At 67.5% G+C, this 21,765-nt stretch carries 20 protein-coding genes; 7 read left to right on the top strand and 13 right to left on the bottom strand.

Going from position 1 to position 21,765, the window contains the following annotated elements; genetic code table 11:
• Positions 1 to 21: 21 nt before the first annotated feature.
• The 8 genes from CTP10_RS08615 to CTP10_RS08580 form a co-directional block, all read right to left on the bottom strand.
• The gene (locus CTP10_RS08615) at positions 22 to 1,179 is read right to left on the bottom strand and encodes an alpha-hydroxy acid oxidase (protein ID WP_116320691.1); all 1,158 of its coding nucleotides are present in this window, start codon (positions 1,177 to 1,179) and stop codon (positions 22 to 24) included.
• A gap of 40 nt (positions 1,180 to 1,219) precedes the next feature.
• Positions 1,220 to 2,497 (bottom strand): TRAP transporter large permease, encoded by a 1,278-nt coding sequence (locus CTP10_RS08610; RefSeq protein WP_116320692.1) that lies wholly within the window; start codon positions 2,495 to 2,497, stop codon positions 1,220 to 1,222.
• Between the two features lie 16 nt (positions 2,498 to 2,513).
• Positions 2,514 to 3,014 (bottom strand): TRAP transporter small permease, encoded by a 501-nt coding sequence (locus CTP10_RS08605; RefSeq protein WP_116320693.1) that lies wholly within the window; start codon positions 3,012 to 3,014, stop codon positions 2,514 to 2,516.
• 27 nt (positions 3,015 to 3,041) lie between these two features.
• Positions 3,042 to 3,983 (bottom strand): amidohydrolase family protein, encoded by a 942-nt coding sequence (locus CTP10_RS08600; RefSeq protein ID WP_116320694.1) that lies wholly within the window; start codon positions 3,981 to 3,983, stop codon positions 3,042 to 3,044.
• An 11-nt stretch (positions 3,984 to 3,994) separates the two neighbouring features.
• A complete protein-coding gene (locus CTP10_RS08595; RefSeq protein ID WP_116320695.1) occupies positions 3,995 to 4,975 on the bottom strand; it encodes a DctP family TRAP transporter solute-binding subunit in 981 nt (326 codons plus the stop codon).
• Positions 4,976 to 5,062: 87 nt separating this feature from the next.
• Positions 5,063 to 6,253, bottom strand: coding sequence for a fumarylacetoacetate hydrolase family protein (locus tag CTP10_RS08590; RefSeq protein WP_116320696.1), 1,191 nt, complete (start codon positions 6,251 to 6,253; stop codon positions 5,063 to 5,065).
• A 1-nt stretch (position 6,254) separates the two neighbouring features.
• Entirely contained in the window at positions 6,255 to 7,220 is a 966-nt protein-coding gene (locus CTP10_RS08585; protein WP_116320697.1) for a Bug family tripartite tricarboxylate transporter substrate binding protein, read from the bottom strand.
• A 45-nt stretch (positions 7,221 to 7,265) separates the two neighbouring features.
• Positions 7,266 to 8,405, bottom strand: coding sequence for an iron-containing alcohol dehydrogenase (locus tag CTP10_RS08580; RefSeq protein ID WP_116320698.1), 1,140 nt, complete (start codon positions 8,403 to 8,405; stop codon positions 7,266 to 7,268).
• A 279-nt stretch (positions 8,406 to 8,684) separates the two neighbouring features.
• Between CTP10_RS08580 and CTP10_RS08575 the strand changes: the two genes are divergently transcribed.
• The 5 genes from CTP10_RS08575 (at position 8,685) to CTP10_RS08555 (ending at position 13,222) form a co-directional block, all read left to right on the top strand.
• Positions 8,685 to 9,464 (top strand): enoyl-CoA hydratase-related protein, encoded by a 780-nt coding sequence (locus tag CTP10_RS08575; protein WP_116320699.1) that lies wholly within the window; start codon positions 8,685 to 8,687, stop codon positions 9,462 to 9,464.
• A 70-nt stretch (positions 9,465 to 9,534) separates the two neighbouring features.
• The gene (locus CTP10_RS08570) at positions 9,535 to 10,767 is read left to right on the top strand and encodes a CaiB/BaiF CoA transferase family protein (protein ID WP_116320700.1); all 1,233 of its coding nucleotides are present in this window, start codon (positions 9,535 to 9,537) and stop codon (positions 10,765 to 10,767) included.
• A gap of 46 nt (positions 10,768 to 10,813) precedes the next feature.
• Positions 10,814 to 11,794: a Bug family tripartite tricarboxylate transporter substrate binding protein gene (locus tag CTP10_RS08565; protein WP_233528188.1), complete on the top strand. Its 981-nt coding sequence runs from the start codon at positions 10,814 to 10,816 to the stop codon at positions 11,792 to 11,794.
• 4 nt (positions 11,795 to 11,798) lie between these two features.
• Positions 11,799 to 12,725, top strand: a complete 927-nt coding sequence (locus tag CTP10_RS08560) for an amidohydrolase family protein (RefSeq protein WP_116320701.1) — start codon at positions 11,799 to 11,801, stop codon at positions 12,723 to 12,725.
• Positions 12,726 to 12,811: 86 nt separating this feature from the next.
• Positions 12,812 to 13,222 (top strand): thioesterase family protein, encoded by a 411-nt coding sequence (locus CTP10_RS08555; protein ID WP_116320702.1) that lies wholly within the window; start codon positions 12,812 to 12,814, stop codon positions 13,220 to 13,222.
• A 69-nt stretch (positions 13,223 to 13,291) separates the two neighbouring features.
• Here CTP10_RS08555 and CTP10_RS08550 read toward each other — a convergent pair whose 3' ends face one another.
• On the bottom strand, positions 13,292 to 14,218 hold the full coding sequence (locus CTP10_RS08550; protein ID WP_116320703.1) for a transcriptional regulator GcvA: 927 nt from the start codon (positions 14,216 to 14,218) through the stop codon (positions 13,292 to 13,294).
• A gap of 147 nt (positions 14,219 to 14,365) precedes the next feature.
• Between CTP10_RS08550 and CTP10_RS08545 the strand changes: the two genes are divergently transcribed.
• Complete coding sequence (locus tag CTP10_RS08545; RefSeq protein ID WP_147316218.1) at positions 14,366 to 14,662, top strand: hypothetical protein; 297 nt, start codon at positions 14,366 to 14,368, stop codon at positions 14,660 to 14,662.
• A gap of 6 nt (positions 14,663 to 14,668) precedes the next feature.
• Here the strand turns inward: CTP10_RS08545 and CTP10_RS08540 are convergent, their stop codons facing one another.
• A complete protein-coding gene (locus CTP10_RS08540; protein WP_116320704.1) occupies positions 14,669 to 15,214 on the bottom strand; it encodes a carboxymuconolactone decarboxylase family protein in 546 nt (181 codons plus the stop codon).
• A 127-nt stretch (positions 15,215 to 15,341) separates the two neighbouring features.
• Between CTP10_RS08540 and CTP10_RS08535 the strand changes: the two genes are divergently transcribed.
• The gene (locus CTP10_RS08535; RefSeq protein ID WP_116320705.1) at positions 15,342 to 16,316 is read left to right on the top strand and encodes an AraC family transcriptional regulator; all 975 of its coding nucleotides are present in this window, start codon (positions 15,342 to 15,344) and stop codon (positions 16,314 to 16,316) included.
• A gap of 22 nt (positions 16,317 to 16,338) precedes the next feature.
• Here CTP10_RS08535 and CTP10_RS08530 read toward each other — a convergent pair whose 3' ends face one another.
• The 3 genes from CTP10_RS08530 to acnD form a co-directional block, all read right to left on the bottom strand.
• Positions 16,339 to 17,472: an asparaginase gene (locus CTP10_RS08530; protein ID WP_116320706.1), complete on the bottom strand. Its 1,134-nt coding sequence runs from the start codon at positions 17,470 to 17,472 to the stop codon at positions 16,339 to 16,341.
• 285 nt (positions 17,473 to 17,757) lie between these two features.
• Positions 17,758 to 18,948, bottom strand: coding sequence for a 2-methylaconitate cis-trans isomerase PrpF (gene prpF / locus CTP10_RS08525; protein WP_116320707.1), 1,191 nt, complete (start codon positions 18,946 to 18,948; stop codon positions 17,758 to 17,760).
• A gap of 126 nt (positions 18,949 to 19,074) precedes the next feature.
• The gene (acnD, locus tag CTP10_RS08520; protein ID WP_116320708.1) at positions 19,075 to 21,687 is read right to left on the bottom strand and encodes a Fe/S-dependent 2-methylisocitrate dehydratase AcnD; all 2,613 of its coding nucleotides are present in this window, start codon (positions 21,685 to 21,687) and stop codon (positions 19,075 to 19,077) included.
• Positions 21,688 to 21,765 lie beyond the last annotated feature (78 nt).

The raw sequence follows: 21,765 nt of genomic DNA, 5'->3' as shown, positions 1-21,765 counted from the left end.
TTTATGGCTATGGCAAGAACATTACGAAGCGGGCGGATGCGGCGGCAGCAGGATGTCCCTGCCGACCGCGCGGATGTCGGTATGGCCGCAGAAGGCCATGGTCAGGTCGAGTTCCTTGCGGATGATCTCCAGCGCGCGCGTCACGCCGGCCTGTCCCATGGCGCCAAGTCCGTACAGCATCGGGCGGCCGATATAGACGCCCCGGGCGCCAAGTGCGACCGCCTTCAGCACGTCCTGCCCTGAGCGGATGCCGCCGTCCATATGGACTTCGATGCGGTCGCCCACGGCTTCGGCGATGGCGGGCAGGGCGCGGATCGATGCCGGCGCGCCGTCGAGCTGGCGGCCGCCGTGGTTGGACACGATCAGCGCGTCCGCGCCCGACTGGCAGGCCAGCCGCGCATCCTCGACATCCTGGATACCCTTGAGCACCAGCTTGCCGGGCCAGCGGCGGCGGATCCACGCCACGTCGTCCCAGTCCAGCGTCGGGTCGTACTGGCGGCTCGACCAGTCGGCCAGCGAGGTCATGTCGTCGACCCCCTGCACATGGCCGATGATGTTGCCGAAGGTGCGGCGGCGCGTGCCCAGCATGCCCAGGCACCAGCGCGGCTTGCCCATCATGTTGAGCAGGTTCCACGGCGTCAGGCGCGGCGGCGCCGACAGGCCGTTGCGCAGGTCCTTGTGGCGTTGCGCACTGACCGGCAGGTCCAGCGTCAGTACCAGCGCGGGGCAGCCCGCGGCGCGGGCGCGGTCCATCAGGCGTTCGACGAAGGCGCGGTCACGCATCACATAGAGCTGGAACCAGAACGGATGCCCGCCGGTGGCCTCGGCCACGTCCTCGATCGAACAGATGCTGACCGTGGACAGCGTGAACGGTATGCCGGAATCGCGCGCGGCGCGGGCGGCCAGGATCTCGCCGTCGGCGTGCTGCATGCCGGCCAGCCCGGTCGGGGCGATCGCCACCGGCATGGCGACGTCCTGGTCCAGCATCCGCGTGGCGACGCGGCGCTCGCCGATATCCACGGCCACGCGCTGGCGCAGCAGGATATGGCCGAACTCGCGCTGGTTGGCGCGGTACGTGGACTCGGTCCACGAACCGGAGTCGGCGTATTCATAGAACATGCGCGGCACCCGCTGCCGGGCGAGGCGGCGCAGGTCCTCGATCTCGTTGATGGATGACATCATGTGTCCTGCAAGGAAGAAAGACGGAACGCGGGCGGCCTCAATGCAGCCATGCGGCCGGCACCAGGATCAGCTGCGGGAACAGCACGAACAGGAACATCAGCGCGGTCAGGCTCAGCAGGAACGGCCAGACGCCGCCGATCACGCTGTCCAGGCTGCAGCGCGAAGTGCCCGCGACGACGTTGAGCACCGTGCCCACCGGCGGCGTCAGCAGGCCGATGGCATTGTTGAGCACGAACATCACGCCGAAATACACCGGGTCGATGCCCGCCTTGGTGATCACCGGCATCAGGATCGGCGTCATGATCAGCACCGTCGGCATCAGGTCGAGCGCGGTGCCCACCGCGATCACCAGGATCATGATGATGAACATCAGCAGGATCTTGTTGTCGATGAAGGGTTCGAGCAGGTCAGTCACCTGCGCCGGGATATTGGCAATGGTGATCAGCCATGCCGACACCAGCGCGCAGGCCACCAGGAACAGCACCGTGCTGGAGGTCTTGGCCGCGCTGACGATCAGTTCCGGCAGCGCGCGCAGCTTCAGTTCGCCGTAGACGAAGCGGCCGACCACCATGGCGTAGACCACGGCCACCACCGCCGCCTCGGTCGGCGTGAATGCGCCGATCTTCATGCCGCCGATGATCACCACCGGCAGCACCAGGGCCCAGATGCCGTCTAGCGCGGCCCTGGCCAGGCGGCGCGCATTGAAGGGTTCGGTGGGCGCGAGCTTTTCCTTGCGTGCGCAGAAGTGCCAGGTGACGGCGAGCGTCAGCGCCATCATCGCGCCGGGCGCGATGCCGGCGAGGAACAGCTTGGTGATCGACACCTGCGCGACCACGCCGAACACCACGATGGCGATCGACGGCGGGATCACCGGCGCGATGATGCCGCCCGCCGCGATCAGTCCCGCCGCGCGCGGCACGTTGTAGCCGGCATTGCGCATCATCGGGATCAGCAGCGCGGCGACCGCGGCGGTATCGGCCACGGCGGAGCCGGAGATGCTGGCCACCACAGTCGCCGCGATGATCGCCACGTAGCCCAGCCCGCCGCGGACGTGTCCGACCGCTGCGTCGGCGACGCGCACGATGCGCTGCGACAGGCCGCCGGCGTTCATCAGCTCGCCCGCCAGCATGAAAAACGGCACCGCCATCAGCGGATAGTTGTTGACGCCCTCCAGCATGTTCTGCGCGAGGATCTGCGTATCGAAGTTGCCCAGGTGCAGCATCAGCGCGACTCCGGACGCCAGCAGCGCAAAGGCGATGGGCATGCCGAGCGACATCGCGCCCAGCAGCGAGCCGACAAAGACAAAGATGGTCATGACAGGCTCCTTGCGCTTATTCGCCGGATGCGCCGGACTGCGGCACCAGTTCATGCTGCGCCATGCGGCCGCTGACCAGGCGCCACAGCCCGTGCAGCAGCATCGCCGCCATGCCGACGCTGCATACCATCAGGCAGGCATAGACCACGCCCAGCGGCACGCCGGTGACGGGAGCGCGGTCGTCCATGCCGATCGCCACCAGTTGCCAGGCGCCGTGGGCCAGCAGCAGGCAACAGCCCAGGGCGCCCGCATCGGCGAGCAGGCGGCAGGCACGCTGCCCGTTCTCGCCCAGCCGCGATACCACGGTGGACATCCCAAGGTGGGCCTTGTCATGCATCACCAGCAGGGCGCCGGTCAGCGTCAGCCACATGAAGACGAAGCGCGAGGCTTCCTCGGAGAAGGCAATGCCGGAATTGAAGACGTAGCGCAGGACCACGTTGCCAAAGACCAGCACGATCATGGTGGCCATCATGGCCACCATCGCGCCCTGGATCAGGCGCAGCGTAATACGGTTCATGATTGAGGACTCCTGGGTGGACGGGACTCAGCGCAGGCTCGCCACAGGCGCCCCGATCCGGTAAAAGCGCATGGCGTTGTCGTGCCACACTGCCTGCGCGGCGGTGTAGGGCAGGCCTTCCAGCGCGGCGGCGACGGTATTGACGATTTCATGCAGCGATGCGCGCAGCCCCGACACGGGCAGGTTGCTGGCGAACATGCAGCGCTGCCAGCCGAAGATCTCCAGCGCCTGGCGGATGACGCCGACGTTGCCGGCGCGATCCCATGCCGCGCCCGGCAAGCCGAACTCGGACAGCTTCAGGTGCACCCCGGGCAGGCTGGCCAGGGCCGCCAGCCCGCGGCGCCAGCCGGACAGGCCAGCCTCGGTGCGGTCCCACGGCAGGCCGGTGTGTTCCACCACCACGGCAAGCCCCGGCACCGCCGCGATCGCCTCGGCGGCTTCCTCCAGGTGCCACCACGGCACCCGCAGGTCCCATGCCAGGCCATGCCCGGCCAGCCGCTGCAGCCCGGACAGCCAGCGCGGGTCCTGCAGCGTGCCGGGCTGGCCACGCACGCTGCCATCCGCCCCATCCGCCGTCCGGCTGGTGCGCGGCTTGCACCGCACGCCCCGCACCAGCGGGAAGGCCTGGTGCGCGCGCAGCTGTGCCGCCAGCGTGTCGCTGTTGAAGTCGGCATGCGCCACCACCGCATTGGGAAAGCCGTGGCGCGCGTGGACCTGATGCAGCCACGCGGTCTCGGCCACCGACTCTTCGGCATGCCGCTCGGCTTCCACGTGGACGCTGGCGATGAGGGGCAGGCCGTCCCATTGGCGCAGGTAGTCGGCCGGATCGAAGTCCTGCCGCAGCGTGGCGTAATCGCCGAGGAAGAAGGCGGCAGGGTCGTACCCTCCCTGCAGCCAGGGATGACGCGCGGAGCCGAGCCGCCACAGGTGGTGGTGGGCATCGACGATGGCAGCGGGCATGGCAGGCATCGCGGGCTCTCCTAGCGCTGGGCGTCCATGGCGCGCAGCACGGCGTCGCCGTTCTTCTGCACGAACAGCTGGCGCGTCTCCTCGCGCACCACCTTGCGGATGCCGGCATTGTCGGGATGCTCGTTGACCTGCACGCCCCTGGCGCGCAGCGTGGCGATTGCCGCGGACTCGTTGTCGGCATTGAGCTTGCGCTGGTAGGTGGCGGCGGCAGCGGCCTCTTCCAGCAGCACCTTCTGGTACTCGGGCCTGAGCGCGTCGAACTTCGTCTTGTTCATCAACACCACCAGCGCGGTATAGGCGTGGCGCGTCATCGACACGTACTTTTGCACCTCGTACATCTTGGCCGAGACCATCAGCGTGGGCGGATTCTCCTGGCCGTCGACCGCGCCGGATTCCAGCGCGCCGAAGACCTCGGCGAACGGCATCGGCTGCGGGCTCGCGCCCAGCAACTGGAAGGCCTTGATATGCGACGGGTTGGGCGTGGTGCGGATCTTCAGGCCGCGGATGTCCTCGGCCTTGTTGACCGGGCGCTTGTTGTTGCCAAGGCTGCGGAAGCCGATCTCCCAGAAGGCCAGGCCCTTGATGCGGTGGGCGCCCAGCTCCTCCAGCAGCGAGCGGCCGACCGGGCCGTCCAGCACCTTGTAGGCAGACGGCCCGTCCTCGAACTGGTAGGGCAGGTCGAGCACGTTCAGGCGTGGCGCCAGGCCCGTGACGAAGGGATTGCCGGTGGCGCCGATATCGATGGTGCCACTGCGCACGCCGGTGACCAGCGTGGTGTCGTTGCCGAGCTGGCTGTTGGCAAAGACCTGGATCTCGACGCCGCCCTGGGTGCGCTCCTTGACCTTCTTGCTGAAGGCGAGCGCGGCCAGGTGCTGCGAATCGCTTTCCGGAACGGTATGGGCGAAGCGCAGCTTTACCGGTGCCTCTGCCTGTGCCACGCCGGCAACGGACAATAGCGCTGCCAGCACGATATGCGGGATAACGTGTTTCATGGTGTCTCCTGGGTTTGTCATGCGGCCCGGTCGTTGTGCGCCGGGCTCTGGTTGCCCCATGCAGGGGCGGATCAGGGGCGGCTGTGGTCAGGGCGGCGGATGCAGCAGGCCACGCCGGGCCAGGCTGTCCATCAGCGCGCCGATGCCGAAGGTCCACGGCGGCAACGCGCTGCTGGTGCCGACCCAGTTCACCAGCCCGCCGAGGCGCGCCGCCGAAATGCTGACGCGGTCGCCTGGATGATGGGTAAAGCCGGCGCCAGGCGCGTCGCGATCCTGCACCGGCGCGAACAGCGTGCCGCAGAACAGCATCATGCCGTCGGGGTACTGGTGGTGCGCGCCCATTGCATGCGCCACCAGTTCCTGCGGCGAACGGCTGATCTGCGTCATCGCGCTGGCGCCATGCAGCACGAAGCCATCCTCGCCCTCGATGGTCAGGCCGATCTCGGTACGCGCGATCTCGTCGATGCCGAAATGCGCATCGCACAGCCGGATCCACGGGCCGATGCCGCAGGACGCGTTGTTGTCCTTGGCCTTGCCCAGCAACAGCGCGCTGCGCCCTTCGAAGTCGCGCAAATTGACATCGTTGCCCAGCGCCGCGCCGACGATCTCGCCGCGCGGCGATACTGCCAGCACCACCTCCGGCTCGGGGTTGTTCCAGGTCGATGCCGGATGCAGGCCGACATCCACGCCGGTGCCGACCGACGATAGCGGCGCGGCCTTGGTGAAGATCTCCGCGTCCGGTCCGATGCCGACTTCCAGGTATTGCGACCACAACCCCTGCGCGACCAGCACATCCTTGATGCGCATGGCTTCGGGCGAGCCCGGGCGGATGGAGGCAAAGCCCGTCCCGACGATGGCGCTGACGCTGTCGCGCACCGCGGCGGCGCTGGCCGCGTCGCCGCGCGCCCGCTCCTCGATCACGCGCTCGACCAGGCTGGCGGCAAAGGTCACGCCGGCGGCCTTGACCACCTGCAGGTCGTTCGGCGCCAGCAGGTGGCGATGCTCCGGGTCCGGCCCGTGCGCACAGGTCGCGTCGAGCCAGTCCTGCAGCGGCCCCAGCGAAGGCCCGACGGCCTGCCGCACGCGTTCGGCGCAGTCAGGGAGTGCGAGCAGGCCGGCAATGGTGGGCGCGGTGGCCGTGATATCGAACAGCTCCGCGCCGCGTACGACTACCGTCACGGGGCCGCCGTGCGGGCCGGGCAGCCACGCGCGTCCCACCAGCAAGGCGCGGTCCGCGTCACGCGGCAGGGTTTCCTCAACCGGGATGCGTCGTGTCATGTCACACCTTGACGTTGGCGTCCTTGACCACGCGCGCCCACTTGGCGCGCTCCGTGGCGATGAACTGCGCGAAGCGCGCCGCGGTGCCGCCGCCGTCCTCGGCACCGAAGCCGGCTAGCTTGCCCGCCACGTCGGGCATCGCCAGCACCTTGTTCATGTCCGCGTTCATGCGCTGGACCATGGGCGTGGGTAGCCCGGCGGGGCCGACCAGCCCGTACCAGGTGCCGGCATCGAAGCCGGGAAAGCCCGATTCGGCCAGCGTCGGCACGTTGGGATAGCTGGCCGCGCGGCGCGGGCGCGTTTGCGCGATCGCCACCACCTTGCCGCCCTGGATCTGCGGCGTGGCGGAGGTCATGGTCTCGAAGCTGAAGTCGATCTGGCCGCCGATCAGGTCGGTCAGCATCGGCGCCGAGCCGCGATACGGCACGTGCAGCGCATCCACGCCGGCACGCAGCTTGAACATCTCCAGCGCAAGGTGCTGCGCCGCGCCGGCGCCGGACGAGCCGAAGGTGACCTTGCCCGGCTGGCTGCGGCACAGCGCGACCACGTCGGCCACCGAGCGCGCGCGCCCGCCGGTATGGCAGATCAGCAGATTGGGCGTGACGCCGACCAGCATGACCGGCGTGAAGTCCTTTTCCACCGAGTAGCCCAGCTTCGGGTACAGGCTGGGGGCGATGGCATGGTTGCTGATATTGGTCATCAGCAGCGTGGTGCCGTCCGGCGCCTGGCGCGCGGTGTACTCGGCGGCGACCACGCCGGCGGCGCCAGGCCGGTTCTCGATGATGACCGGCACCCGCCATAGCGCCGAGAGCTGCTGCGCGATCACGCGCGCCATCACATCGGTACCGCCGCCTGGGGGGAACCCCACGATGATGCGGATTGGGCCGGCCGGCAGTGCCTGGGACCAGGCTGCCAGCGGCGTGGCCAATGCGGCCGCGCCCGCGGACAGGAATGTGCGACGTTGCATGCGTTGTCTCCTGATGTTGTTGTTGCTGTAGGGAAAGCGTTGGCCTTACAGGGAGGCCTGCAGCATCGCCAGGTAGTCCTGCGCGCTGGCTTCGCGCGGGTTGGTCTTGTGGCAGTGGTCGGCCAGCGCGTAGTCGATGACGCGCGGGAACAGGGCCGGATCGACGCCCATCTCGCGCAGGCCCGAGGGCAGGCCCAGGCGCCGGTTCATGTCGGTGATGGCCGGGCCGACGGCGCCGGCATCGGACAGTCCCATGGCCTGCGCGATGCGGGCCAGCTTGTCGTCGGCGCGCATCGACGGCGCGTCGGCGTTGAAGCGGATCACCGCAGGCAGGAGCACGGCGTTCAGGGTGCCGTGGTGCAGGGTCGGCATCAGCCCGCCGAGCGCATGGCTCAGGCTGTGCACGCAGCCCAGCCCCTTCTGGAAAGCGAGCGCGCCCTGCATCGATGCGCTCATCATGGCCAGGCGCGCGGCACGGTCCTGCGGATCCCGGCGCGCGCGCTCGATATGCAGCCAGGCGCGGCGCAGGCCATCCAGCGCGATGCCGTCGGCGGGCGGGTTGAAGGCCGGGGCCATGAAGGTTTCCAGGCAATGCGCGATGGCATCCATGCCGGTGGCCGCCGTCAGCATCGGCGGCAGGCCCAGCGTCAGCTCCGGATCGCAGATTGCCACGCGCGGCACCAGGTAGGGCGACAGCACGCCGACCTTGCGGCCGTCGTCGAGGATCAGCACGGCGCCGCGGCCGACTTCGCTGCCGGTGCCGGCGGTAGTCGGGATCGCGATCACCGGTGCCGTGGCCGCCGTGATGCGGGCCACGCCGCCCTCGATCGCGGCGAACTGGCGCAGCGGCCCGTCGTGGGTGGCGCAGACCGCAACCCCCTTGGCGAGGTCGATCGGCGAGCCGCCACCCACCGCAATGATGCCGTCGCAACGGTACTCGCCATAGAGGCGCATGGCATCGCGCATGGCGGCTTCGGTCGGGTTGGACGGCGTGCCGTCGTAGATCACCGCTTCGCAGCCGGGGCGCAGCTGCTCCAGCACGCGCTGCACGATGCCGGCGGCCTTGACGCCGGCGTCGGTGACCACCAGCGGGCGCGTGATGCCGATGCGTTCGCATTCCTGGGCGAGCAGCCCGATCGCGCCGAAGTCGATCTGGATCTGGGTGATGTAGTTGATGAGGGCCATCTTGTCTCCATGCTGTGTTTGGTGTGCCGGATGCCGCGGGGTGGGCGGGCCGGCTGCATTGGTGACGAAGTCTAGGAACAAGCCCCGCGGGTCACAACGTGGATTTACTTGAAGGCACCCCAAGAAAAACTCACAGCAACGTACGCCTAGTTTTTCTTGAAACGGCGCTGAGATTTTCTCGTTTTGCGGCGCGCGGCGCGGGCCCTAGACTGGCGCAGATCAGCCGGATTCCGGACCACCGCCCGCACCTGCCGGGCCTCCTCCACACCAATGACAACCATGAGACAACCGATCCTGATCGAGCGCGACGCGCAGGTCGCCACCATCACGCTGAACAACCCGGACAAGCTCAATGCGATGGATCTGTCCATGTGGCAGGACCTGACCGAAGCCATCCACGGCCTGTCGGCCGACGACACGCTGCGCTGCGTGGTGCTGCGCGGCGCCGGCGACAAGGCCTTCGCCGCCGGCGCCGACATCGCCGAGTTCGACACCATGCGCGCCAATGCCGCGCAGGCGCAGCAGTATGGCGAGATCACCAACACCACCATGCGCGCCATCGCCGAATGCCGGCACCCCACCATCGCGCTGATCCAGGGCGCCTGCGTCGGCGGCGGGCTGGAGATCGCGTCGATGTGCGACCTGCGCATCTGCGGCAAGTCGAGCCGGTTCGGCGTGCCGGTCAACCGGCTCGGGCTGGTGATGTCGTATGGCGAACTGGGCGGACTGGTGGCGCTGGCGGGGCCGGCGACCGCGCTGGAGATCGTCCTGGAAGGCCGCGTGTTCGATGCTGACGAGGCCCTGCACAAGCGCCTGGTCAATCGCGTGGTGGCGGACGAGGCCGTGCCGGACGAAGCCTACGCGGCGGCACGGCGCATCGCCGCCGGCGCGCCGCTGGTGGCGCGCTGGCACAAGCAGTTCGTGCGCAGGCTGCTCGATCCCACGCCGCTGCGTCCGGAAGAGCATGCCGAGTCCTATGCCTGCTTCGACACCGAGGATTTCCGCATCGGCCACCGCGCCTTTATCGACAAGACCCGGCCGCAGTTCGTAGGCCGTTGAAAGCACCTTCTCTGCAAACATCGCGGCGCCGTCACTCACATGTCGGCTGCCCTAACCTCAGGTGGTATCCATGAATTTGCCGTTATCCAAAATCAAGGTCCTGGACGTCAGCCAGATCATGGCGGGTCCGTTCTGTTGCATGCTGCTGGGCGACATGGGCGCCGACGTCATCAAGGTCGAAGCGCCGGGTGCCGGCGACCAGACCCGCAAGTCGATGGGCTTCCGGCTCAAGGGCGATGACAGCGGCGGCTTCCTGGCGCTGAACCGCAACAAGCGCAGTGTCGAGATCGACCTGAAGAACCCGGCCGGACTGGAAGCCTTCTATGAACTGGTGCGCGGTGCCGACGTGCTGGTGGAAAACAACCGTCCGGGCGTGGCGGCTCGCCTGAAGATCGACTATGCGGTGCTGCGCGAGATCAACCCGCGCCTGGTCTATGCCAGCATCTCCGGCTTCGGCCAGACCGGGCCGTGGTCGCGGCGCCCGGGGCTGGACCTGATCGCGCAAGCCATGTCGGGCGTGATGAGCGTGATGGGGCATCCGGACGCGCCGCCGGTCAAGGCCAGCGTGCCGATCGCCGACCTGGGGGCCGGGCTGTTCACCGCGTATGGCGTCCTCAGCGCGCTGATGGGGCGCGAACATACCGGGCAGGGGCAATACGTGGATGCGTCGCTGTTCGAAACGGCGCTGGGCCTGTCGGTATGGGAGTCGGCCGAGTTCTGGGGCACCGGCGACGTGCCGGTGCCGATCGGCAGCGCCAACCGCATGAGCGCGCCGTACCAGGCGGTGCGGGCCGCCGACCGGCACTTTGTCATCGGCGCGGCCAACCCCAAGCTGTGGGCCGCGCTGTGCGAGGTGATCAAACGGCCCGACCTGCTGGCCGATCCGCGCTTTACCGACAACGCCGCCCGCATCCGCAACCGCGCTGCGCTGATCCCTGAAATTGAGGCAGAATTCGCGCGCAAGCCGGCGGCGGAGTGGGTGGACGCGCTGCTCGCGGCCGGTGTGCCGGCGGCCCCGATCTTCACCTACGACGAAGCGCTGGCCAGCGAACAGGCGGTGGCGCGGGACATGGTGCTGGAGATCGATCACCCGGTCGAAGGGCGGGTCAAGGCGCTGGGCTTTCCGGTCAAGCTGAGCGGAACGCCGCAGCAGGTGCGCTATCCGGCGCCGTTGCTGGGCCAGCATACCGATGAGGTGCTGGGCGAGTTCGGCCTGGACGCGGCCACGGTCACGCGGCTGCGTGCGCAGGGGGCGTTCGGCGCACCGGCCCGCGCACAGGAACTGGAACGCGGTGCCGCCTGAGCGCACCGCGATCATCATCTATACCGATAAAAGACAGGAGACAACCATGACGATGTCACGTTCGCTAATGCGGCGCTGGGCGATGCCGGCGGCCGTGGTGCTGGGGCTGCTGGGCGGTACGGCCACGGCGAATGCGGAAACATACCCTAGCCGGCGCATCGAACTGATTGTGCCGTGGCAGGCGGGCGGCGGGGCGGACGTGGTGGCGCGCGCGCTGTCCGCCGCGGCTGCCAAACACCTGCCGCAGCCGATCGTGGTGATCAACAAGCCGGGCGCCACCGGCGCGGTAGGCCTGGGTGAAGTGGTCCACGCGAAGCCGGACGGTTACAAGCTGGTGCTGTCGTCCAGCGAGCTGACCTTCCTGAATTACCTTGGGCTGGCCAAGTTCACCTACCAGGACCTGATCCCCATCGCACGCCTGAACGCGGACCCGGCCGCCGTGGCGGTACGGGCTGATGCGCCGTGGAGCACGATCGAGCAGTTTGTCGCCGATGGGCGCAAGCCGGACGCCAATATCCGAGTGGGTAACGCAGGGCAGGGCTCCGCGTGGCATATGGCCGCTGCAGCGCTGGCCGACAAGACCGGTGCGAAGTTCAACCATATCCCCTATGCCGGCGGCGCTCCCGCCACGCTCGCTCTGCTCGGCGGGCATATCGATGCGGTCACGGTCAGTACGGCGGAGGTCTTCACGCATGTCGCGGCGGGCAAGCTCAAGGTGCTGGCGGTGATGGCCGACAAGCGGGTCAGCGGCTTCGAGAACGTGCCGACGCTGAAGGAGCGCAATATCGACCTGTCGATGGGGATCTGGCGCGGCATCTCGGCACCGAAGGGCACGCCGCCCGAGGTGATCGCGGTACTGAAGACAGCGATTGCGAAATCCGTGCAGGAGCCGGTGATGCGCCAGACGCTGGAGAAGCTGCATTTCAGCACCGACACCTATGCCGACGACGTGACGCTGCAGGCCGCCATGGTGAAGGAGTCGGCGCAGTTCAAGCAGCTCGCCAGCCGCATCAGTGTCAAGGAGTAGGTCGATGCGCGATACAAACGCGGAGGGCGCGGCGCCCGTCGAGCCCTTTATCGACGCGCACCAGCATTTCTGGGACCTGCAGCGCAACCCATACCCGTGGCTGCAGGACGAGACGGTGCCGAACTTCCGCTATGGCGATTACGCGGCGCTGCGCAGGAACTATCTTCCCGAGGATCTGGCCCGCGACACGGCCGGCTGCGTGCCGGTGAAGACGGTGCACGTGGAAGCCGAATGGGCGCGCGCCAATCCCGTCGACGAGACCGCCTGGCTGACGCAGCTCGCCGCGCGGACGGGGCGGCCCACGGTGATCGTCGGCCATGCCCAGCTTGACCGCGGCGATGTCGAGGAAGTGCTGGCAGGCCATGCCGCCTTCGCCATGATGCGCGGCATCCGCAACAAGCCAGTCAACGCGGCGCGGCGCGAGGACGCGCGGCGCGGCGTGCCGGGCTCGATGGACGATGAGCGCTGGCGGCGAGGCTATGCCTTGCTGGCCCGGCATGGCATGTCCTTCGACCTGCAGGCGCCGTGGTGGAACCTGGATCAGGCGGCTGCGCTGGCGCGGGATTTTCCGGGCACGCAGCTGATCCTGAACCATACCGGGCTGCCGGCTGACCGCAGCGAAGCTGGCCTTGCCGGGTGGCGCGCCGCGATGGCCGAGCTGGCCGGGCAACCCAATGTTGCCGTGAAGATCTCTGGCCTGGGATTGCCGGGGAAGCCGTGGACGCAGGCCGGCAACATGCCCGTGATCCGCGACGCCATCGCCATCTTCGGCGCGGAGCGCTGCATGTTCGCCAGCAACTACCCGGTGGACAGCCTGGTGGCGAGCTACGACACCATCGTGGCAGGCTTCCGCGCCGCCATCGCCGTCTATTCGCCCGAACAGCAGCGCGCGCTGTGGCATGACAACGCCGCGCGCTTCTATCGCCTGTAGCAGCGCATTGCAAGGATCTGCCACCCGCCCGGCTCGCGCCGTGGCGGGCCGGGCGGCCTCGTCCCCAGACCAGAAAGGAACCCCTGATGAAAAACGGATTGCAACCGGGCGCTACTTGCGCGCGCACGCTGACGGTCGACCGCCAGCGCACCATCGATTTTCTTGGCGAGAGCCTGCGCATCTACGCCACGCCAGAGCTGGTACGCGATATCGAGCAGACTTGCCTCGACTTCCTGCAAGGCTTTCTCGATGACGGCGAAAGCTCGGTGGGGGCGGAGGTCTCGGTGCAACACACTGGTGCCACGCCGCTGGGCGGCGAGGTGCGTATCTACGCCGAGATCACGGTCATCGATGGCCGCAGTGTCACGTTCAGCGTGACTGCCGACGATGCGGTGGAGCGGGTTTGCAGCGGCACGCATCGCCGCTTCGTTGTCGATGTCGGGCGCTTGCGCGCACGCGTGCAGAAGAAGACGGCATCGATGCCTGCCGCGGCCTGAAGCCGCGCTATTTTGCCTGTCCGGTGCGGCAGGCACGGCAGCTCGCGGGACGCGCCCCGCAAGCTGCGCTCAGACGGGGGCCGGCTGCTGCTGGTCCGCCGACACCTCCGCGCGGATCCAGTCAGTGAAGCTGCGGATGCGGCGATCCTCCAGCCGCTCCTTCGGGAACACCACGAAGTAAGAGAATTCGACCGGCAGCCGGATCGATTCGAACAGTCGCACCAGCCGGCCTTCGGCCAGGTCCTGCTCGATCCAGTTCTTCTTGACCAGCGCCACGCCCAGGCCATTGAGCGCGGCGTTGATGACCAGGTGGCTCGGCCAGAACGACGGCCCGCGGCTGGCGTCGACATCGGTCACGCCGGCGTGCTCAAGCCACATTGCCCAGTCGGGGTTGCTCACGTCCGTATACGTGCTGTCGTCGTGCAGCAGCGTATGGTGCTTCAGGTCGGACGGCGTTTCGAGCGGCAGGGAACCTTGCAGCAGCGCCGGGCTGCACACGGGGATGACTTCGACCGCCATGCACAGCTCGCAGTGCAGGCCGGGGTAATCGCCGCGGCCATAGCGGATCGCCATGTCGAAATCGTCGCGCTCGAAGTCGATGCGATGGTTCGAGGTGGACACTTTCAGGTCGATATCCGGGTGCGCCTTCATGAAGCGGTCCATGCGCGGGATCAGCCATTTGACCGCGAAGGTGGGCGGCATGTTGACCTTCAGCGCGGGGCGGTCCTTGCTGTGCAGGCGGTGCGTGGCATCGGCGAGCTGCTTGAAGGCCAATTGCACGCTGGGCAGGTAGGCGGTGCCGGCCGGTGTCAGGACCAGGGCCTTTGCCTCGCGGATAAACAGCTGCACGCCCAGGCTTTCTTCCAGTGCCTTGATCTGGTGGCTGACCGCCGAGGGCGTGACGAACAATTCCTCCGCGGCCCGCGTGAAGCTCAGATGCCGGGCAGCCACTTCGAACGCCCTGAGCGGGTTGAGTGGGGGAATCTGTCTCGACATATCGGTGGTACGCAATCCTGTAGACGCCTTGCCGGCATGCGGGGTGCTGTGGGGGGCTGTGGGGTGCCTTGGTACCGGCAAGCCGCTGCACGATAGCATTCGTGCCCTGGCATGGGAATAGGGGCCTGTCCCCGTGTAGGTGAATTCATGGCCGATGCATTTGCGGCCCGCGTGGCAGCGGTGACCGCCCGGTCCTCGCTGCCACGCGACGTGCTCGATATGGGCCATGCTGCGCATGGCCGACGCTACCAGCGCAGGGGCGCTGGCTCCGTCTTTAAAACGCAATTAACCGCCATCAGCATTTCTCCACACCCTTGCGCGCCAGTACACTGGCGCGATCCGCATTCAACGAAAACGCAGGTCAGCCGGATCTTTATCGAAGCCCGGTTGATGACGGGCGTTTCGCGCGGCCCAACGTTGGACGTGTCAGGCCGCGAAGGCTGAAGCCGCTCAGGCAGCGGCGCGCAGGCTGATCTTCGGGAAATCGACCGGCACCGCGAACGCGACGTTCACGTAATTGGTGAACAGGTTCAGCGCCACGTGCGCCACGATCTCGACGATCTGTTCATCGTTGAAACCGGCTTCGCGCAATTGCGCCACATCGGCATCGCTGACCTGGCCGCGGTCGTTGACCAGCTTGAGCGCGAACGACAGCGCGGCGGCGGTCTGCGGGTCCTGCGCGCGCCCGGCCTGCGCTTCGGACATTTCCTGGGCGGTCGCGCCGGCCTTGCGGCCGAGCGCGGTGTGGGCTGCCAGGCAGTACTCGCACTGGTTGCGGTCGGCCACTGCGACGGCGATCTTTTCGCCGAGGGCCGCCCCCAATACGCCACCGCCGAGCGCGCCAAACGCGCCCCACATGCTGCGCAGGGCAGCGGGGGAGTTGGCAACGGCGCGGAACATGCTGGGAGTGGCGCCAAAGGCACCGTGGATTTCGCTCAGGAGCGTCTTGGCGTCGCCCGAGGCGGTGGCGGCGGTGACGAGAGGAACGCGGGACATGATGGACTCCTTGGTACGGGTTTAAGAGAACAGGCGTTGCGATCGCCTTGAAACCCATTATGGTCGGCCGTCGCGTACTATGAGATACGCAACGTCCTCCATACATATCAATTCGTCCACGCTTGCCATGAATGCACCGGTCGACCGCCTGTCCGCGCTGCTGGAACGCTTCCGCGCCCGCGCCCACCTGTTTCACCAGGGTCCGCTGTGCGGGCTGACGCAGTTCGCCGCGCAGCCTGGCCGCGGCTTCCTGCATGTGCTGCGGCGGGGAGAACTGGAACTGCGGCATCCACCCGGCGCCGGACTGCCGGGGACGCTGCGCTTCGAGGAACCCACGCTGCTGTTCTATCCGCGCCCGATCCACCACATGTTCCACAATCCACCCGACGAGGGATCGGATTTCACCTGCGCGGCGCTGGATTTCGACGGCGGCGCGCGCAATCCGGTGGTGCGCGCGCTGCCGCCGCTGATCGCCTTGCCGCTGGCGCGCGTGGCGGGGCTGGAACAGGCCCTGGCGCTGTTGTTCGCCGAGGCTGGGCAGGTGCGCTGCGGCCACCGCTTGCTGGCCGACCGGCTGTTCGAGGTCGTGCTGATCCAGTTGTTGCGCTGGCTCATCGACCATCACCAGGAGGCCGGCATCCAGGCCGGCCTGATCGCCGGGCTGTCGGACCCGCGCCTGGCGCGCGTGCTGGTGGCGCTGCACGAGGACCCGGGCGCGGCGTGGGACCTGCCGCGCATGGCCGAGCGTGCGGGCATGTCGCGCAGTGCGTTTGCCGCCGCATTCCGGCGCATCGTGGGCCAGCCTCCGGCTGATTACCTGACCGACTGGCGGCTGTCGCTGGCGCAGGCGCAGCTCAGGCTTGGGCGGCCGGTGAAGTCCGTGGCGCTGGAACTGGGATATGCCAATGCGTCGGCACTGTCACGCGCATTCAGCGCGCGGCTGGGCGAATCGCCGCGGCAATGGCTGGAGCGGGAGGAAGCCGGGAGAGATGCAGAGCAGGCCGGGCGGCCGTCGTCAGTCGTGACAACCGCCGGTTTGCACCCCACTGCCGCGAGCGGGAGAGGGGCCGGGGGAGGGGCCGGGGAGGGCGGGCGCGTCTAGCAGTGACGCGCCCATGCCACCATCAATATTTCCAGAAGATCTGCTGCAGCGCCTTCGGGTCGTTGGTCTTGGTCAGCGCCAGCGCCATCAGGATGCGCGCCTTCTGCGGCAGCTGGTCGTCGGTGACGATCCAGTCGTACTTGTCGTCCGGCTGCTCCGCATTGCGGATCACCACGCCGCTGCCGGTGCGCGAGGCACGCACGATCTGAACACCCTTGGCGCGCGCTGCCTTGAGCGGCTCGACCATGTAGTCGCCGACACTGCCGTTGCCGGTGGCCGCATAGACGATGGCCTTGGCGCCGTTCTTCACCGCGGCGTCGATGCTGGCCGGGTTGACGTTGCCATAGGCGTAGACCACGGCCACTTCAGGCAGCTTGTCGATCTTGTCGATATCCCACTCGGTCTGCAGCGTGTGCGGGCGCGCCGGCAGGCGGTAGAACAGCGAGCGGCCTTCCACCACGTAGCCCAGCGGACCGAACTGCGAGCGGAAGGTCTCGGCCTTGAAGGTATTGCTCTTGGTGACGTCGCGGCCGGTGTGGATCTCGTCGTTCAGCACCACCAGCGTGCCCTTGCCCTTCGATGCCGGATTGGAGGCCACCAGTACCGCGTCATACAGGTTCAGCGCGCCGTCCGCGCCCAGCGCCGTACCCGGGCGCATCGAGCCGACCACCACCACCGGCTTGTCGCTCTTCAGCGTCAGGTTGAGAAAGTACGAGGTTTCCTCGATGGTGTCGGTGCCGTGAGTGATGACGATGCCGTCGACGTCCGGCTGCTTGAGCAGTTCCGACACGCGCTTGGCCAGCTTCAGCAGGCGTTCGTTGTTGAAGCTTTCCGAGCCGATCTGGAAGATCTGCTCGCCCTTGACGTTGGCGACCTTGGAAACTTCCGGGACCGAGGCGATGATCTTGTCGACCGGCACCACGGCGGACTGGTAGGCCGCGGTATTGATGGCCGATGCGCCAGCGCCGGCAATGGTGCCGCCGGTACCGATGATGACGATATTGGCCTTGCGGGCTTCCGCCTGGGCCGCGGCAGGCGCCGTGGGCGCTGCGGCAGGCGGCGCGACCGTTGCCGTCTGTGCGTGGGCAGCCGCGGTGATCAGGCTGGCGGAAAGCAGGGCAGCGGCCAGCGTAGTGGCGCGGGCAAAGTTCTTCATGGTTCTCCTCGGTGTTATACGGACGTGTAGGCACGTACAGGAACGACTGGAACGGCACGGCAGACCTTGTGGGTGGTGCGGTGCGGTCCGTCTTCCTTCAACGGCTTGCCGCCGCGCGCGCTGGGGCGGCAGGCGGGTAGCGGCAGTGACTATACGTGAGGAGATTCTCGGCGGGTTATGCCGATTCGGCATGAAGTTGCCGGCGCGTTAACCTAAAGCGCATACATTCCGGAGCGGTCGCCCATGGGCACGGTTTCAAGCCGTGCCCATGGAACGACGCTGGCATCAGAACGCGTCGCCCGGCACGCGTACCCAGCCTTCCATCAGTACGCGCGCGCTGCGGCTCATGATGGCCTTCCTGACCGCCCATTCGCCATCGACCTGCTGCGCCTCGGCGCCCACGCGCAGCGTGCCGGACGGGTGCCCGAAACGCACCGCGTTGCGTTCGCCGCCGCCGGCGGCCAGATTGACCAGCGTGCCGGGGATGGCCGCCGCGGTGCCGATGGCAACGGCAGCCGTGCCCATCATCGCGTGGTGCAGCTTGCCCATGGAGAGCGCGCGCACCAGCAGGTCCACGTCGGCAGCGGCCACCTTCTTGCCGCTCGATGCAACGTAGTCCACCGGCTTGGCCACGAAGGCAACCTTGGGCGTGTGCTGGCGCTTGGCGGCCTCGTCCACATCCTTGATCAGGCCCATGCGCAGCGCGCCATAGGCGCGGATGGTCTCGAACATCGCCAGCGCCTTGGTGTCGCTGTTGATGGCGTCCTGCAGCTCGGTGCCGGTATAGCCGATGCTTTCGGCATTGACGAAGATGGTCGGGATGCCGGCGTTGATCATGGTCGCCTTGAGCGTGCCGACGCCCGGCACTTCCAGGTCGTCGACCACGTTGCCGGTCGGGAACATCGCGCCGCCGGCGCCTTCTTCCTCGGCGGCCGGGTCCATGAATTCGAGCTGCACTTCGGCGGCGGGGAAGGTCACGCCGTCCAGCTCGAAGTCACCGGTTTCCTGGACTTCGCCGTTGGTGATGGGCACGTGGCCGATGATGGTCTTGCCGATATTGGCCTGCCAGATGCGGACGATAGCGATGCCGTTCTGCGGCACGCGGCTGGGGTCGACCAGGCCGGCGCTGATGGCGAACGGGCCGACCGCGGCCGACAGGTTGCCGCAGTTGCCGCTCCAGTCCACGAACGACTGGTCGATCGAGACCTGGCCGAACAGGTAGTCGACATCGTGGTCCGGGCGCGTGCTCTTCGACACGATCACGGTCTTGCTGGTGCTGGAGGTGGCACCGCCCATGCCGTCGATCTGCTTGCCGTACGGGTCGGGGCTGCCGATCACGCGCATCAGCAGCGCGTCGCGGGCCGGGCCGGGGACCTGCGCGCGCTCGGGCAGGTCTTGCAGGCGGAAGAACACGCCCTTGCTGGTGCCGCCACGGATGTAGGTGGCGGGGATCTTGATCTGGGGTACGTGGGCCATGGGAGTCTTTAGTCCTGGTTAGGCCGGGGGCCTTTGTACAGCTTGCGAATTGAATGCGGGGAAGCAAAGCGTAGCGCTTGTTTTCTCCCCTCTCCCGCTTGCGGGAGAGGGGAGCGAACCATCAGCTTACGCCGCCGCCTTGCTCGACTCCAGGAAGTCCTGCGCAAACCGCTGCAGCACGCCGCCGGCTTCATAGATCGACACTTCCTCATCGCTGTCGAGACGGCACGTCACCGGCACTTCCACCCGCTCGCCATTCTTGCGCTGCACCACCAGCGTCAGCGTCGCACGCGGCTGGCGTTCGCCGATCACGTCATAGGTCTCGGTGCCATCCAGCCCCAGCGTCAGGCGGTTCACGCCCGGCTTGAACTCCAGCGGCAGCACGCCCATGCCGATCAGGTTGGTGCGGTGGATGCGCTCGAAGCCCTCGGCGACGATGACCTCCACACCAGCCAGGCGCACACCCTTGGCGGCCCAGTCGCGCGACGAGCCCTGGCCATAGTCCGCGCCGGCGATGATGATCAGCGGCTGCTTGCGGTCCATGTAGGTCTCGATCGCTTCCCACATGCGCACGACCTTGCCTTCCGGCTCGATGCGCGCCAGCGAACCCTTCTTGACCTGGCCGTCGACCACGGCCATTTCATTGATCAGCGTCGGGTTGGCGAAGGTGGCGCGCTGCGCGGTCAGGTGGTCGCCGCGGTGGGTTGCGTACGAGTTGAAGTCCTCTTCCGGCAGCCCCATCTTGGCCAGGTATTCACCCGCGGCGCTGTTGAGCATGATCGCGTTCGACGGCGACAGGTGGTCGGTGGTGATGTTGTCGCCCAGCACCGCCAGCGGACGCAGGCCCTGGAGCGTACGCTCGCCGGCCAGCGCGCCTTCCCAGTACGGCGGGCGGCGGATGTAGGTGCTCTGCGGGCGCCAGTCGTACAGCGGCTCTGCGCTTTCGCCGGTTTCCGCGGTCAGCGCAAACATCGGCTCATAGACCTTGCGGAACTGCTCGGGCTTCACGCTCTGCTTGACGATCGCGTCGATCTCTTCGTCGGTCGGCCAGATGTCCTTCAGGTAGACCGGCTTGCCATCCTGGTCGGTGCCCAGCACGTCCTTCTCGATATCGAAGCGGATGGTGCCGGCGATGGCATAGGCGACCACCAGCGGCGGCGAGGCCAGGAAGGCCTGCTTGGCGTAGGGGTGGATACGGCCGTCGAAGTTGCGGTTGCCCGACAGCACGGCGGTGGCATACAGGTCGCGGTCGATGATTTCCTGCTGGATCTTCGGATCGAGCGCGCCGGACATGCCGTTGCAGGTGGTGCAGGCAAAGGCGACGATGCCGAAGCCGAGCTTTTCCAGGTCAGGCAGCAGGTTCGCTTCTTCCAGGTACAGTTCGACCGCCTTGGAGCCGGGCGCCAGCGACGACTTGACCCACGGCTTGCGCGCCAGGCCGCGCGCATTGGCGTTGCGCGCCAGCAGCGCGGCGGCGATCACGTTGCGCGGGTTGCTGGTGTTGGTGCAGCTGGTGATGGCGGCGATGATCACCGCGCCATCCGGCATCAGGCCTTCGGCTTCCTGCGCGCGGGCCTTGTCCAGGTCCACGGCGATGCCGCGCTCGGCCAGCGCGGAAGTCGGCAGGCGCTTGTGCGGGTTCGACGGGCCGGCCATGTTGCGCACCACGCTCGACAGGTCGAACTTCAGCACGCGCTCGTACTCAGCGTTCTGCAGCGAATCCGCCCACAGGCCCGCGGCCTTGGCGTACGTTTCGACCAGCTTGAGCTGCTCGTCGGTGCGGCCGGTCAGGCGCAGGTACTCGATGGTCTGCTCGTCGATGAAGAACATCGCCGCGGTGGCACCATATTCCGGCGCCATGTTGGAGATGGTGGCGCGGTCGCCGAGCGTCAGGCTCGACGCGCCTTCACCGCGGAACTCCAGGTACGCGCCAACGACCTTTTCCTTGCGCAGGAATTCGGTCAGGGCCAGCACGATGTCGGTGGCGGTGATGCCGGGCTGGCGCTTGCCGGTCAGCTCGACGCCGACGATATCCGGCAGGCGCATCCACGAGGCGCGGCCGAGCATCACGTTCTCGGCTTCCAGGCCGCCCACGCCGATGGCGATCACGCCCAGCGCATCGACGTGCGGAGTGTGGCTGTCGGTGCCGACGCAGGTATCGGGATAGGCCACGCCATTGTCGGCGTGGATCACCGGCGACATCTTCTCCAGGTTGATCTGGTGCATGATGCCGTTGCCCGGCGGGATCACGTCGACGTTCTTGAACGCCTTCTTGGTCCAGTCGATGAAATGGAAACGGTCTTCGTTGCGGCGGTCTTCGATGGCGCGGTTCTTCTCGAACGCCTGCGGGTCGAAGCCACCGCATTCCACCGCCAGCGAGTGGTCGACGATCAACTGCACCGGCACCACCGGGTTGACTTTGGCGGGGTCGCCGCCCTGGTCGGCAATGGCGTCGCGCAGGCCGGCCAGGTCCACCAGCGCGGTCTGGCCCAGGATGTCGTGGCACACCACGCGCGCGGGGAACCACGGGAAGTCGAGGTCGCGCTTGCGCCCGATCAGTTGCTTCAGCGAATCCGTCAGCGTGGCGGGATCGCAGCGGCGCACCAGGTTTTCTGCCAGCACGCGCGACGTGTACGGCAGCTTGTCGTAGGCACCCGGCTGGATGGCCTCAACGGCGGCGCGCGCGTCGAAGTAATCCAGCTTGGTGCCCGGTAGCGGTTTGCGGTTTGCAGAATTCATGGTGTAGGGAAATCTATATAAGTATGAAAAAGGGGTAGTGGCCCCGTGTCAGCGACCAACTACCCCTTTGCCCGCAGG

It is taken from the genome of Cupriavidus sp. P-10 (assembly GCF_003402535.2).
In the GTDB taxonomy this organism is placed as follows: domain Bacteria; phylum Pseudomonadota; class Gammaproteobacteria; order Burkholderiales; family Burkholderiaceae; genus Cupriavidus.
This window is presented reverse-complemented; position numbering and strand designations above follow the sequence as displayed.

Bases quoted from the DNA above. Each gene is read 5' to 3' on its own strand.
- CTP10_RS08615 (WP_116320691.1), bottom strand. From the start codon at position 1,179: ATGTCATCCATCAACGAGATCGAGGACCTGCGCCGCCTCGCCCGGCAG.
- CTP10_RS08610 (WP_116320692.1), bottom strand. From the start codon at position 2,497: ATGACCATCTTTGTCTTTGTCGGCTCGCTGCTGGGCGCGATGTCGCTC.
- CTP10_RS08605 (WP_116320693.1), bottom strand. From the start codon at position 3,014: ATGAACCGTATTACGCTGCGCCTGATCCAGGGCGCGATGGTGGCCATG.
- CTP10_RS08600 (WP_116320694.1), bottom strand. From the start codon at position 3,983: ATGCCTGCCATGCCCGCTGCCATCGTCGATGCCCACCACCACCTGTGG.
- CTP10_RS08595 (WP_116320695.1), bottom strand. From the start codon at position 4,975: ATGAAACACGTTATCCCGCATATCGTGCTGGCAGCGCTATTGTCCGTT.
- CTP10_RS08590 (WP_116320696.1), bottom strand. From the start codon at position 6,253: ATGACACGACGCATCCCGGTTGAGGAAACCCTGCCGCGTGACGCGGAC.
- CTP10_RS08585 (WP_116320697.1), bottom strand. From the start codon at position 7,220: ATGCAACGTCGCACATTCCTGTCCGCGGGCGCGGCCGCATTGGCCACG.
- CTP10_RS08580 (WP_116320698.1), bottom strand. From the start codon at position 8,405: ATGGCCCTCATCAACTACATCACCCAGATCCAGATCGACTTCGGCGCG.
- CTP10_RS08575 (WP_116320699.1), top strand. From the start codon at position 8,685: ATGAGACAACCGATCCTGATCGAGCGCGACGCGCAGGTCGCCACCATC.
- CTP10_RS08570 (WP_116320700.1), top strand. From the start codon at position 9,535: ATGAATTTGCCGTTATCCAAAATCAAGGTCCTGGACGTCAGCCAGATC.
- CTP10_RS08565 (WP_233528188.1), top strand. From the start codon at position 10,814: ATGACGATGTCACGTTCGCTAATGCGGCGCTGGGCGATGCCGGCGGCC.
- CTP10_RS08560 (WP_116320701.1), top strand. From the start codon at position 11,799: ATGCGCGATACAAACGCGGAGGGCGCGGCGCCCGTCGAGCCCTTTATC.
- CTP10_RS08555 (WP_116320702.1), top strand. From the start codon at position 12,812: ATGAAAAACGGATTGCAACCGGGCGCTACTTGCGCGCGCACGCTGACG.
- CTP10_RS08550 (WP_116320703.1), bottom strand. From the start codon at position 14,218: ATGTCGAGACAGATTCCCCCACTCAACCCGCTCAGGGCGTTCGAAGTG.
- CTP10_RS08545 (WP_147316218.1), top strand. From the start codon at position 14,366: ATGGCCGATGCATTTGCGGCCCGCGTGGCAGCGGTGACCGCCCGGTCC.
- CTP10_RS08540 (WP_116320704.1), bottom strand. From the start codon at position 15,214: ATGTCCCGCGTTCCTCTCGTCACCGCCGCCACCGCCTCGGGCGACGCC.
- CTP10_RS08535 (WP_116320705.1), top strand. From the start codon at position 15,342: ATGAATGCACCGGTCGACCGCCTGTCCGCGCTGCTGGAACGCTTCCGC.
- CTP10_RS08530 (WP_116320706.1), bottom strand. From the start codon at position 17,472: ATGAAGAACTTTGCCCGCGCCACTACGCTGGCCGCTGCCCTGCTTTCC.
- prpF (WP_116320707.1), bottom strand. From the start codon at position 18,948: ATGGCCCACGTACCCCAGATCAAGATCCCCGCCACCTACATCCGTGGC.
- acnD (WP_116320708.1), bottom strand. From the start codon at position 21,687: ATGAATTCTGCAAACCGCAAACCGCTACCGGGCACCAAGCTGGATTAC.